This window comes from Geobacillus sp. FSL W8-1251, assembly GCF_038005945.1.
Taxonomy (GTDB): Bacteria; Bacillota; Bacilli; order Bacillales; family Anoxybacillaceae; genus Geobacillus; species Geobacillus stearothermophilus.
On record NZ_JBBOUF010000002.1, the window covers coordinates 24,540 to 37,344 of the forward strand.

The following is a 12,805-nucleotide window of genomic DNA, read 5'->3' on the forward strand; positions in this document are numbered from 1 at the left end:
GAAAATCAACAAATCCGTGATTTTTTCAAATCTTTGTGCAGGAAGCTGTATTGCTTGTCAAGTACATGTTGTGGTGAAGAGCCTCCTGCTTTTTAGACCCGTCTATTTTTATACATGAGACACCGTTGATTCCAACCATGCTGAGATGATGAGCAGCGCGACCGCCAGCACTAGTAAAAAGAGGATATCCCGTATATAGAGCGTTTCTTCTTCTCCTCTTGCTCTTTTTTTGACGATTTGAAGAAACCGCCATGTCTCGTACCCTAATGTACAAAACAAGATATGGCCGATGATTTCAGGAATCGCGTGAGGAAAGACACCGGTCATCAACGGCTGCATGCCATATCCTGTGGCGACTCCTCTCACGATCACGCCTAGCATTGCTGCGTTGTAACCGAGATAAAGGGTATTGGCCATTCCTAGCGTCAGCCATCCGCCAACCATCAAAATGGCTCCAACCATCAAGTTGTGGCCTAAAGTGGTCCAAAACGCCATGGAAGTCGGATGAATCGTAAGCTTTTGTGAAAAAATCACTGCTCCAAAAGCAAAACATACAATGTACACACCTAACGACAATAACATATACGGCAAATGAGTGTGAATCGCTCGTCTGATCACCGCAAATGCCTCCTCAAGTGCGCCGAGCATATTGAGAACTATTCCATAATACAAGGTACAGCATCAAGACAAACAAAACGCTGTAACATGCCCAACTCCAACCTTTCAAAAGCATAAAAAAGGCAGAAAGAAGTGATGAAAAAACGGTTATGTAAATCAACAAGCGATGAAACGAATGATTTCCGGCCGCAATCACCATATACCCCGCATAATCACGCGGAGATGTCAATGCCGCCTGCTCACCGCTGGCTAAAACAAGGCAGAATACTTCATAATCGGTGCGCAAAATCCGCTTGACAACAAGCGAATAGACGGGCATCATCACCACAGCTCCCATTGCTGCCCAAAGCCCTCCACGCATCCCCAATAATCCTATGTATTCGAGAAGTAGCAATCCTACTGCCGTCATGCATGGGTAGACGCCTAATCGCTCAAGCAGCGTCCATTTCGCTTCGATTAACGGTACAAGAGGAGGTGGAGAAAGAAGACGAAACACAGTGAGACGCTCCATCTCGCTTTCAAACTGAAAAATGTCGCGAAAGACGTCGGTAATGGCCCGCAACGTCCCTGTCATGACGATATACATTTCAAACATAAACAAAAACAAAATGATCGACCCGTTATGAACAATCGGCAACAGCGCCAAATTCGCTCCTGCGACCAAAAACCATTCCCCTGGCAAAAATAGCGACCAAGGCGGTTTCGTCAACTCACGGGCTTGGCGTGTTAACAGACAAAGATCTTTATATAAAATTGCATTATTCGTGCTGCGAATTTTTAACGACTCTATGACACGTTGATGCCATGAATATAGCATGTACGCTGTCTTGTCAGAATGAGACGCACGAGTGAAAGAAAAGCAAATCAAAGCCAACAGAGCGAATCCAGCACCGATGAATGATAAAGTTGCACTTGAAAATAACCACCCTTCCCTCCAACTTGTCATGCGTTCATAAAACAGCTGTTGCCAATGAGCAACATAACCATCCATATACACAAGGTAAGAGAGCGACAACCCATACATTCGAACCGCTTGGCGGGACAATTGCAGCAACGGCACAATCGCCGCAAGCACGACATAACCAATCGCGAATGATGCCATTCGAAAGAAAAAGGCAGAAAATGCGCCTATCGCTCTAAAAGTTGAGCCACGCACTATATGCGATGTCACATAAAGAAGCAACAACATCGTATGTCCAAACCATACGAATGATGCGCCTGTGATCCCGAACATCATCATCAACCCAATGGAAGGAGGCAACCAAATCGGCAATAGCCGCAGAAGAGACACAGCATAGTGGATTTTGAGCAATCGCTGCCACACCTCGTCATCCCGCACTCCAGACAGACGCACATAATGATAATGGTATTGACGTTGCAATGCCTCTTTGGACTCAAGCAAAACTCCTATGAAAGGACTGACAGACATGAAAAAAAGAGCTCCCATAACCATAGAAGGGCGAAACAGCGTCGAGGATCGAGCGCAAAAGGCTACAACCACAGCCGATGAAACAAGCCATTTCGCCGCTTCCACCAAGAACATGGTCATCTTCGGGGAAAAAGGCGATTTTCTCTGCAACGGCGCCAAACTGCTTCGTTGTCGTTGTTGATATAACAGCCATACGAGTTTCATTTCTCTTCCCCCACATTGATTTACGGTATTGTCAAAAGTGTATCCTCCACACTCACGGTTTTCCCTTGAGTTTCAACGGTTGAACGAAAAAAAGCTTGCCACCCCCGTTGTTTTCGGCCATCATTGAGGTAACGACACCCAACAGCCAAAACAAAGGAGTGACAAGCTTTGTTACCTCAATTATTAGCCTATTTGCTCGAAATAATCAAGACCCAATATCAAATCATTGTGTATTTGATGGGTGTGATCGTGGGAAAATCCTTGAATCTCGAGGACTTGGACGAACCCATCCAAAAGCCGTACCGGAAACTTCAGGTCGATGACCTTCCGATCATCGATGTGCCGGAAACCCTTGATTACCGGAAGCTGTTGGCAGACTATGAAGCCCAGCACGGACGTCCTTTACGGCCCATCCAGCGCCGCGCGAATGCGAAACACCGTGTTCCGGATTCGTTGACCTGCCCTCGCTGCCAGGCTCCCTCTTCTTACCTGTACGCCAATAACGGCGGAAAAGGGCAATACCAATGCAAAGTGTGCCAGTGCCGGTTCAACCACCGAAATCGGTTCACCAAGCAAGCGGTCTTTCGCTGCCCGCACTGCAAAAAGACGCTGGAAAAAATCAAGGAACGCAAAGAATACCACATCTATAAGTGCAAGAACAACGATTGCCCGTTTTACCAGGCCAACCTTCGCCGGATGACCAAGAAGGAGCGCCAACAGTTTCAACAGGATCCTCAAGCCTTCAAGGTGCGGTATTTGTTTCGAGAGTTCTTGTTTGACTTTCTCCCGTTGGCTTCCTCGTCGCCCATCCAACCGAAGGTCGATTTGTCCCGGCTGGCTGCGTCGCCGCACGTGTTGGGGCTCGTGTTGACGTACTACGTCAACTTTGGGATGTCCTCGAGGGAGACCGCCGCCGCCATGAAGGACATCCATGGCGTCTCGATCTCCCATCAGACGGTGCTCAACTACGCCAACAGCGTCGCGCTTTGGATCAAGCCCTTTGTCGACCGGTTCCCGTATGAGCTGTCCGGTTCGTTTTGCGGGGACGAGACGTATATTCGCGTCAAAGGGCGCTGGCATTACCTGTTCTTTATGTTTGATGCCGTCAAAAAGATCGTGCTGTCGTATCGCGTCTCGCCCAAGCGGGACACGCTCTCGGCCATCCAGGCCATCGATGATGTCCTGCGAAAGCTGCCGTCCCTCCCAGACGACTTGTCGTTTGTCGTGGATGGCAACCCGATTTACCGGCTGGCGCAACACTTCTTCGCCCAGCACGGGATTTCGTTTGACGTCCGCCAGGTGATCGGCCTAACCAACGAAGATCCGGTCTCGGAAGAGTTTCGCCCTCTCAAACAGATCATCGAGCGATTCAACCGGACCTTTAAAGGCAACTACCGCCCGACCCATGGGTTTGGTGCGGAAGAAGGCTCGGTGTCCTTTGTGACGCTGTTTGTGGCGTATTTCAACTTCCTGCGCCCGCATAGCGCACTCGAAGGCCGGGTCCCGGTCGTCATCCCGGAACTGGCGGATCTTCCGCATATGCCGGCCCGGTGGACGAAGCTCATCGCCATGGCACAAGCGTTTCTCCAACAAGAGGCGGCCTGACTTTTTTGTCCGCCGGAGCCCGTTGAACAGAACTCCTGCCGGATTCGGCGAAGCGAACCCTTGACCAACCGAACACCGCCAAAGGTAAAATTCGGTCATGGCAAGGGCGGCTTTCTTATTGCCTTCTTTTTTGTCCCCGTCGCCCTTGACGACTCTTTCCCACCTTTGGCGGGTGTTGGTCAAGGGCGAATCCGGCCCTCCGCATGCCCCACGATGCTCAATGGTATGATCTGTGTGGAGTTTTCATAGAACTTTTGACGCTACCCCTTTCATGGACCGCGTGATGTTCCAATGGCCTGCTCCTTATCGCTGCCAACGGCCTAGTTTCGCCGCACAGGACAATAAACTAAATGACAATCCAATCGTGACCGCCACCCATGCCCACGCCAACTCCATCCGCCCCGACTCCATCGCCATATAGACAGCGGTGGGGATCGTTTGCGTTTTTCCCGGAATATTCCCGGCAAACATGAGCGTCGCGCCAAACTCCCCCAGGCTGCGGGCAAACGACAGCACCGCCCCGGACAACAAGGCGTTTCTGGCCAGCGGCAGCGAAATATGCCAAAACACTTGGCGCTCATTCGCCCCATCGATGCGCGCCGCTCCTTCAACGGTTGGATCAACGGCTTCCAGACCCGCTTTGGCCGCCTGGTACATGAGCGGAAACGACACAACAACCGCCGCCATCACCGCCGCGCCGGGTGTAAACAGCACCGTTGTGTGAAACCACGTTTCCATCAACTGTCCGATCGGGCTATGCCGCCCAAACAGCACAACAAGCAAAAAACCGACAACCGACGGCGGCAGCACGAGCGGCAACATAAACACCGTCTCCACGATCGTCTTCCCACGAAACCGGCGGCGCGCCATCCACCTCGCCGCCGCTGTTCCAAGGATTGCGACGATCACGCCGGCAAGAAGCGATACGTTTATCGATAACCATACCGGTGACCAAAACTCTTCCATCGACGAGCCTCTCTCTGTTCCGTCTCCCTTTTACCATACGAAAACAAACAGTAGAATGCTGTGATGCTACTCACATTGTAACATAGAAAAAGGAAAAACCAATTTAGAAAAAAATTGTGACGCCTCGCACAAAAAACAGTAACCGGTGATTTTTTTCACTCTCTCCCGCTGTGATGATTTTTACAATAGAAATAGCTGAATGAATGGAGGGGCTATCGATGGAAGCTACAGTGAATGGATATTTTCCCCATTTACGTTCTTTGTTGCAATCGTCGAAAAAAGTGATTCCACTTCGCAAGCACTCCTTTTTGTTCCAAGAAGGGATGCCGGCCAATGAGCTGTACTTGATTCTTTCCGGCAAAGTGCAAGTGAGCAAAATTTGCCCGGACGGAAAAGAAATGTGCTTCCGCATTTGCGGAAGCGGGGAAATCGTCGGCGAGCTGACGCTGTTTACGAACGATGCACGCTACTTGTTGACGGCCAAGGTAATAGAGCCAGGCGAAGCGGCAGTCATAAACAAAGAGGAACTGGAACAGCAGCTGCTGATCAATCCGCCCCTTACCCTTGAATATATGCGCTGGATCAGCAAGCATGTCCGGCGGACGCAGATGAAGTTTCGCGATCTCATCATGCACGGCAAAAAAGGGGCGCTCTATTCAACACTCATTCGTTTATGCAACAGTTATGGCGTCCCGCTTGAAGATGGAAGTATCTTCATTGACGTAACGTTAAAAAACCAAGACTTGGCCAACTTTTGCGGCACGACGCGCGAAAGCGTCAACCGGATGCTCAATGCGTTAAAACAGGAAGGGATTATCTCGATGAAGCGGGGGAAAATTACGGTTCATGATTTAAACTATTTGAAAACGGAAATTCAATGCGAAGACTGTCCGGCGGATATTTGTTGCATTGAGTGAGCGGTGCACCGTAGTTAGGGGTCTGTCTGATCGTTCCCCTTCGATACACAGCAACGACCAAGCCATTTTGGCGCGCTGATTAGAAGAACGCCCGACCGACCGTTGTTCGCGGCCTGCCGGACGCTCTCTTTTTTTCGATTGTGATGCGAATCACTTCTTTTTCTTTTCACCGCCGTATAATACGTTTTCCCTTTGTCAATTTCAATGTCAGTGATTTGCGCCGTCATTTCAACGCGGACGTCATGCAGACCGATCCGCTCCATTTTCAACGGCACCGGTGCTTGGTTCAATCCTTTATGCGCCGCTAACATGTTCGCAGCAGACTGTTGCGTAGTTGCCGCTGTTCCGTTTTTATTTTCCGCCTTTGCCTCTCCTCCTCCCCCGTTGCTGCATGCGGCCAAACGCGATGCAACCAACGCAACTGACAACAACGTAGACACATTTCGTTTCACTGTTTTCCCCCCCTTCAGTTGATTTGATTTACACCTTCAGCGTACGCCATTTCTGCCTTTTCCCCTAGTGATTTGTATCACCAAGGAGCGGCCATGTTTGAAAAGTTCGTGAAATAATGAGCAATAAATATTCGCAATGTAGCAACCGTAACGAATGTAGCCCTATTCACTAACGGAGAACGACCTTCCTCTTTGCGGATCGCCATTTTCCATCCTTTCGTTGAACTTGTACCTCCGCAAACCAAAAAGAGGCCAAAAGCATATGCTTTTGGCCTCTTTGGATCTGGAATCGGATTTTACGATGCGTATCGCTTCGTCGGTTCGCCGGCTTTTTTGCCAAATACGAGCCGGTTCAGCAAGAAGCAAATAAGGGCAAACAAGCTAAGGAGCAGAAAACCGAGCACGTACGAACCTGTTGCATCTTTCAGGATCCCCATGACAATCGGCGGAAAAAAGCCGCCAAGTCCGCCCCAGGCACCGACAAGGCCGGTGACGGCGCCCGTTTCGGCTGGGAACAGCTGCGGCACGAGTTTGAACACCGCACCGTTGCCCAGCCCAGACATCACGGCCACAAACAAACAAGCCGCTGTCATCACCCAAATATTTTCCATTCCAAACGCGATCACCAACGCGCCGATTGTCATTCCAGCGTAGACGAACGTCAACACCCGTTCAGCTCCGATTTTATCGCCAAGATAGCCGCCGACTGGCCGCGCGAGCGTAGCGAGTACAGTAAACCCAGCCGCGCGCATCCCAGCATCCACTGGCGTCAACCCATACAAGTCAACGAGCAGCGCCGGCAAGTAAATGCCGAAAGCAACAAACGCCCCGAACGTAACAAAGTAAAAGAGCGACAACGTCCACGTATGTTTATATTTCAATACCGACAGCGATTCACGCACCGTTTTTTGTTGTTTCGGTTTCGGCATATCCGGTGTGAAAAACCAAACGAGAACGAGCATGACGACAACCGGAATGATCATCCCCCAAAAAGCCCAAGGCACACCAAACGCTGCGGCAATCGATGGAACGGAAAACGAAGCAACCGCCGTGCCGATGTTGCCCATCGCGTTAATCCCAAGCGCCGTCCCTTGCTTTTCCGGCGGAGTCAAGCGGGAAACGAACGTCATCGAAATGGCGAACGACGTTCCGGCCATGCCGATGAAAAACGCCCAAAACAGAAGCATCGCATACGAATCTGCAAACCCTGCGCCAACAAGCGGAATGACAAGAAACAAGAGCAGCAGCGAAAACAGCCTGCGCCCGCCGATCTGGTCCGTCCAAATGCCAAGCGGCACACGCATGATCGAGCCAAGCAGCACCGGAATGGCGACCAAAATGCTTTTTTACGTCGATGTCAGCCCGTACATTTGCTGAAACGTACTCGCAAGCGGCGAAAACACGGCCCACACGACGAATGAAAACAACATGGCGAACGTCGTAATCGGCAGCAGCGCCTTTTGTTTATTCATGAAAAGCCCCTCCCAAACTTTCAAAATTTGTGACGCTGTTTGTACTTCCATCATACACAGGAAAAGGAAACAGATTTGTGAGGCTTATCACATTCTTGCCTGTTGTCACCATTTTGCCACAAGCGTTGTCACGGTTTTGTCACATCCAAAAAAAGAAAAAGCCCGTCCCCAAAAGGAACGGACACGATTTGGCAGAACGTTTTTCACATCCGAACGATAAGAAACGCTGTTGGGCGCACACATCTCTTCCGCCCCGTCTACGGAAACAACTTGTTTTCTCACCCACTCCGCCCGTATCTCCTGCCTCATAAACAACCAATACGCGATCGCAAAGCAGATGAGAGTGGCGGCAATGAGCGCGGTCACCTGCGGCCAAATGAGCAGCAAACTTTGCGAGAATGGCAAGGGGGTCGCAACAGCGCCGGCCGTTTGCTCCACCGTGACGATCCCTAGCGTTCGGACGTCCGGCGAAAAAGGCAGTTGTTGATTCATTGAACAAGTAGCTCGGCGACAATCTCATGAGACCAAGCACCAACTCTTGACGGCCGACCGCCTGCTCGACGGACGTAATGGCATCAAACTGCAAAAACGATTTCGCAAACACTTCCACGATCATCGAGTAGAAAAGATTGAAAAACAGCCAAACGGCCATCGACGACAACGCGGATGTCGCCGCCTGGCGGAAGACGACGGAAAACAAAATGCCGAGATTCAGCCAAAAGGCGATATACACAAGACATAACAACAAAAAGCAGACCATGCGGGCAAACTCTTCGAAAGTAGGCGGAATCACCAAGACCAAAATGCCCAACGCCATCACGAGCAGGCCGAGCGAAAGAAACAAAACAGCATTCAACAACAGCGCAGCGACAAACACCAAAAGGAGGAAGCGCGGCGCCGACCGGGCCCGAGACCTTTATAGTCGAGTTGAACCACGAATGATCTTTCAACAAAAACGGGGAAGGGCGCCTGCTCCTCCCCCGTATGTTTTGAACACACATCCAACATCCGCCGCATGCGCCCGGGCAACCATCTCACGAACGCCGTAGCGCCGTCATTTTAAGCGGCTGTTTTTCACCGCCTTCTTACCGTTGGCTTCGCTCTTTTGTCCGCAGCGCCTTTGGAATGTAAACACAATACGGCTCGCTTTCCAAATAGTCGCCCGTTACAGCGTAAGCGCGTGAACGAGAGCCGCCGCACACATATCGGAACTCGCAGACGCCGCATTTTCCTTTATATTTGTCCGGATTGCGCAAGTCTTGGAAAATCGGCGAGTGTCGGTAAATGTCCGCCAGCGGCGTTTCCCGGACGTTCCCGGCTTTGACCGGCAGCAGCCCGCTCGGATAGACGTCGCCAATATGGGAAATAAAGACGAAACCGTTGCCGTCGTTTACTCCTTTCGGCGCGCGGCCGAGCCCGTCGACTTGTCCGGTCAACCCTTGGTTCAACACATCTTCGTAACGGATGCCGCCTTTTGTCGCTTTTCCTTCGCGCATTTTCGCCTGCAGCACAACGCGGCGGTAATGCTGGCCGGCTGTCGTTTTAATGTCAAACGGAACGCGCTTGCTCGTTTCATACAACCAGCGGAACACCCGCTCATGCTCGATGGGGGAAATCATGTCCTCCTCCTTCCCCCTGCCTGTCGGCACAAGGAAAAAGACGCTCCAAAGGACGCATTTCATCTTCTCAACCAATTCCGCCATTTCATCAAGCACATGAACGTTGTATCGCGAAATGACGGTGTTGATTTGCACGGGAATGTCGAGCTCATGCAAGTATTGAATCGCACGGATCGTCAAATCAAACGAGCCGCTCACGCCGCGGAAATGGTCGTGAATCTCGGCGTTCGGCCCGTCAAGGCTAAATGCCCAGCGCGACAGGCCGACCTCTTTTGCTTTGCGGATCGCCTCTTTCGTCACGTTCGGCGTCGCGCTTGGCGTCATTGACACGCGCAGCCCTTTATCGATCGCATATTTCGCTAAATCGTACACATCCGGACGCATGAGCGGATCGCCGCCCGTAAAGACGAGCATCGGCTGATCCATCGCGTAAATCTCATCGATCAGTTTTTTCCCTTCCTCAAACGTCAACTCGCGCGGATCGCGATGGTATTGCGCTTCGGCGCGGCAATGAAGGCACTTGAGTTGACAAGCTCTCGTCAATTCCCAAATCACAATAAACGGATTTTCATTAAAATCGCGCATTGCGGCCCCCTCCTTGGCCTCCATTGTACCGCAACATTCAGGCGCGTTATGTGATATCGATCACATCCACAGCAAAGCCACAACAGAGGGCGATCGTACCATGGGCGAAGATGACAGCCATCTGAACAGGCGGTATAATATATTGACCCGCCATACGCCCAAAAAGTAAAGCAAGGATGGCTCTTCTGATTGAAAAAAAGTATATGCTATGTCTGCTTCGGCCACAATTCCCCCTTCACCGGTACTCTCCCTCCGTATTGACATTGCGCCATACGGTTTCATCCGCGGCAAGCTGTTGGGCGTCAACATAGCGGACGCGGGCGCGGTCAATAAGCGAGATCATCCGCCGTTCGCCGGCATCAAGCAGCTCGGCGATCACGGAGCGAAGCCGACGGTGGTATAAGGCGACCAATGGTTCGGGACGGACGTCATGGAGCGGGACGATGGCGTCAAACATCGGATCGATATAGGAAGCAAGCCGCTCTGTCACTTCCCGCCGCATGTACGGCATGTCGCACGGCAAGACGAACACCCAATCCGCTCGGCTCTGTTCCATAACGGTGTAAAGGCCGGCCAGCGGCCCACAGCCGCGGCAGCGCTCGACATCGAGCAGCACCGGGATATCCGTTTGGCGGCGGAATTCATCGACAAGCGACGGGTGGCTGACGATATACAATTCATCCGCGATCGGATCGAGCGCCGCGACCGACCAAGTGAAAAACGGGGCGCCTTCGTGCAGCGCAAACGCCTTCGGCCGCCCGAACCGACGCGACTGGCCGCCGGCGAGCACCGCTCCGGCAATGGCTCGTTTCATCTCTATCCCCTCTTTCCGAACATCATCTGTCCCTACCGTACCATACGAACCGGCGAAAAAAAAGATTTCCGCCTGTCGACGGAAATCCCTATGGAGCGGATGATTTATTTTTTGCCGATGGCCACCCGCCATACGTCCGGCCCTTCCTCTAAGTACTCCCATGTAAACTGATCCGGACGCTCCATCATGAATTGGTATTGCAGCGGACGCGGGTCATGGTCATTCGTCAGCTCCATCACTTCCCCCGGCTTCAAATTGTCAAACAGCCGAAAAATTGCCGGATGGCGATCGCGCGGCGGATAGTCCGGGGCGTGGATTTTGGCAGCAAATTGGTTCATAACATTGGCCTCCCTCTAGAAATGTTGATTTATCAAGGCTTTTCGGCCCCTCAGGGGTGTCCAAAAAATATTTTTCGACAAAATCTCTTACATCCTTTTTCAGTTTTGTGGATATCTTACAGACCTAGGGTGCGCTTCGCGGCCACGGCTGGTTATATTTTCCTGCCGTGGGGGAAGCGTATTCGATGCACCCTTTGGATCTCCGCGTCGCTGATGAGGACGAACCCTCCCATGTCTCCGGGCGTCTTCGCGCCAACATTCCCTCGTTCGGTCTCGTCATCAGGCGGAGGCCGGCCAAGCTCCTTTGGGGACTCAAGGTCGAATGGATAAAATCACGCCAGCTTCTCCGGTGTCATCTCGTTGTCCAACGATTCTTCCGTTCGCAGGGGGAGGCCTTAGGCCGCCCGTTGCACCTGGGACAAGACGTCCTGTTTCATTCGCTCCGCGTCAAACGCTTGTTTCTTCGTACAAATCGCAAACAGCACATTCAACAGCTTCCGGCACAAGGCGACGATGGACTGCTTTCCGGTCAGCGGATTGACGGATCGGGTCGTATAATACTCATGCAGCTCGCGAAACGCCTCGTTGTGCCGAATCAGCGGAATCATCGCCCGAAACAGCACCGAGCGCAGCCGTTTCCGTCCCCGTTTGGAGATGTGCTTTTGCCCTTTGCGCTGGCCGGAGGAGTTCTCCTTGAGCGTCAGGCCCGCCAACTTCACCAATTGGCGCGGGTCCCGATAATGGGCGAAGCTGCCGATCTCCGCCAGCAGATCGATGATCGTGGCGTCTCCCAACCCGTCGACCGTTTTCAACCATTGGTACTCCATCGTCGTTTGAACCAATGCCTTCAACTCGGCGTCCAGTGCAGCGATCTCCGCCTCCAATTGGCGGTATCGGCGGACGAGCGCGGCGATCTCAAACCGGGCCATCGCTGTCCCTTCCGTCACCCCAATCGAGTCCTTCGCGGTGTTGATCAACGCCTGAATTTTGGCCTTCTGCGGGCATTTCATCCCTTCGCTTTGCCGGTACACCTCAAGAAGCTCCTCCACCGTCCGGCCGGCCATATCAGCCGGAAGCGGCGTCCACTCCAACACCGAAAGCGCCGTTTTCCCCAAGTCACGAAACACGGTCCAAAACTCTGGAAAATACCGATCCGTCCAGCGGACGATCGCGTTTTTCACCGCCGTCTGTTCCTTGCGGAGCTTCTCTTTGAGCGTGCTTCCCACGCGCAAATCGGCTTCGATCTCGTGCAGCAGCCGGGGAACGAGGAATCGTCCGTCTTTTGCCAGTCTGGCAATGACCAGGGCGTCTTTGGCGTCGTGTTTCGTCGGCAGGTTGTCATCAAGTTCTTTCGACCGGCACACATGCGCCGGGTTGACCATGACCAACGGGATCCCGTGCTCCTCGAGGAAGTAGGCCAGGTTCAACCAGTAGTGCCCGGTCGGCTCCACGGCGACGATCACCTCTGACTTCCCGAACGCTTGCATCGCCCCCTGAATCGCTTTATACAGCTGCTGAAACCCCTCTTTCGACTGGAAGATCGGGAACGACTTGCGAAGCACGCGCCCCCGGTCATCCACGAAGCAGGCGTAGTGGGTTCGTTTCGCGATATCGATGCCCACGACAAGCGTTTGTTCCGTAACTTGATCAATTTTATAGTTTTGTGTACAATTCATCTGAAGTCCTCCTTGGCATGATGGTAGGTATTGTTTGACACCCCTGCATCATACCAAGAGGGCTTTTTTTGATCAAGTCCCCGGAAAAGCTCCTAACGGGAATGCTCCTT

The 12,805-nt window shown here is 52.2% G+C and carries 10 protein-coding genes and 2 pseudogenes; 2 read left to right on the forward strand and 10 right to left on the reverse strand.

Translation table 11 applies throughout. The annotated features are described in order from the left end of the window. Positions 1–108 precede the first annotated feature (108 nt). A complete protein-coding gene (locus NSS88_RS16420) occupies positions 109–618 on the reverse strand; it encodes a stage II sporulation protein M (protein WP_011230224.1) in 510 nt (169 codons plus the stop codon). Between the two features lie 13 nt (positions 619–631). Next, the gene (locus NSS88_RS16425) at positions 632–2,251 is read right to left on the reverse strand and encodes a hypothetical protein (RefSeq protein WP_033013795.1); all 1,620 of its coding nucleotides are present in this window, start codon (positions 2,249–2,251) and stop codon (positions 632–634) included. A 168-nt stretch (positions 2,252–2,419) separates the two neighbouring features. Here NSS88_RS16425 and NSS88_RS16430 point away from each other — a divergent pair, with 168 nt between their 5' ends. Next, the gene (locus NSS88_RS16430) at positions 2,420–3,856 is read left to right on the forward strand and encodes a DDE-type integrase/transposase/recombinase (RefSeq protein WP_289651771.1); all 1,437 of its coding nucleotides are present in this window, start codon (positions 2,420–2,422) and stop codon (positions 3,854–3,856) included. Positions 3,857–4,159: 303 nt separating this feature from the next. Here NSS88_RS16430 and modB read toward each other — a convergent pair whose 3' ends face one another. Continuing rightward, a complete protein-coding gene (modB, locus tag NSS88_RS16435) occupies positions 4,160–4,822 on the reverse strand; it encodes a molybdate ABC transporter permease subunit (RefSeq protein ID WP_033845516.1) in 663 nt (220 codons plus the stop codon). Between the two features lie 218 nt (positions 4,823–5,040). Between modB and NSS88_RS16440 the strand changes: the two genes are divergently transcribed. Next, positions 5,041–5,739: a Crp/Fnr family transcriptional regulator gene (locus NSS88_RS16440; RefSeq protein WP_055357929.1), complete on the forward strand. Its 699-nt coding sequence runs from the start codon at positions 5,041–5,043 to the stop codon at positions 5,737–5,739. 14 nt (positions 5,740–5,753) lie between these two features. Here NSS88_RS16440 and NSS88_RS16445 read toward each other — a convergent pair whose 3' ends face one another. From NSS88_RS16445 to NSS88_RS16475, 7 genes and pseudogenes are all read right to left on the reverse strand, one after another. Further along, entirely contained in the window at positions 5,754–6,191 is a 438-nt protein-coding gene (locus NSS88_RS16445) for a hypothetical protein (RefSeq protein ID WP_049625535.1), read from the reverse strand. Between the two features lie 296 nt (positions 6,192–6,487). Next, positions 6,488–7,663, reverse strand: a pseudogene (locus NSS88_RS16450) (MFS transporter). A 288-nt stretch (positions 7,664–7,951) separates the two neighbouring features. Beyond that, a pseudogene (locus NSS88_RS16455) lies at positions 7,952–8,540 on the reverse strand (ABC transporter permease subunit); the annotation flags it as partial. Between the two features lie 208 nt (positions 8,541–8,748). Continuing rightward, positions 8,749–9,867, reverse strand: a complete 1,119-nt coding sequence (locus NSS88_RS16460) for a TIGR04053 family radical SAM/SPASM domain-containing protein (protein ID WP_033013776.1) — start codon at positions 9,865–9,867, stop codon at positions 8,749–8,751. A gap of 235 nt (positions 9,868–10,102) precedes the next feature. Continuing rightward, complete coding sequence (locus NSS88_RS16465; protein ID WP_055357928.1) at positions 10,103–10,681, reverse strand: molybdenum cofactor guanylyltransferase; 579 nt, start codon at positions 10,679–10,681, stop codon at positions 10,103–10,105. 104 nt (positions 10,682–10,785) lie between these two features. Continuing rightward, positions 10,786–11,019: a DUF2249 domain-containing protein gene (locus NSS88_RS16470; protein ID WP_033013778.1), complete on the reverse strand. Its 234-nt coding sequence runs from the start codon at positions 11,017–11,019 to the stop codon at positions 10,786–10,788. A 395-nt stretch (positions 11,020–11,414) separates the two neighbouring features. Then, positions 11,415–12,695: an IS110 family transposase gene (locus tag NSS88_RS16475; RefSeq protein WP_012749092.1), complete on the reverse strand. Its 1,281-nt coding sequence runs from the start codon at positions 12,693–12,695 to the stop codon at positions 11,415–11,417. Positions 12,696–12,805 lie beyond the last annotated feature (110 nt).

Coding starts and splice junctions, on each gene's coding strand:
- NSS88_RS16440 (WP_055357929.1), top strand. CDS start 5,041: ATGGAAGCTACAGTGAATGGATATTTTCCCCATTTACGTTCTTTGTTG.
- NSS88_RS16475 (WP_012749092.1), bottom strand. CDS start 12,695: ATGAATTGTACACAAAACTATAAAATTGATCAAGTTACGGAACAAACG.
- NSS88_RS16425 (WP_033013795.1), bottom strand. CDS start 2,251: ATGAAACTCGTATGGCTGTTATATCAACAACGACAACGAAGCAGTTTG.
- modB (WP_033845516.1), bottom strand. CDS start 4,822: ATGGAAGAGTTTTGGTCACCGGTATGGTTATCGATAAACGTATCGCTT.
- NSS88_RS16470 (WP_033013778.1), bottom strand. CDS start 11,019: ATGAACCAATTTGCTGCCAAAATCCACGCCCCGGACTATCCGCCGCGC.
- NSS88_RS16465 (WP_055357928.1), bottom strand. CDS start 10,681: ATGAAACGAGCCATTGCCGGAGCGGTGCTCGCCGGCGGCCAGTCGCGT.
- NSS88_RS16460 (WP_033013776.1), bottom strand. CDS start 9,867: ATGCGCGATTTTAATGAAAATCCGTTTATTGTGATTTGGGAATTGACG.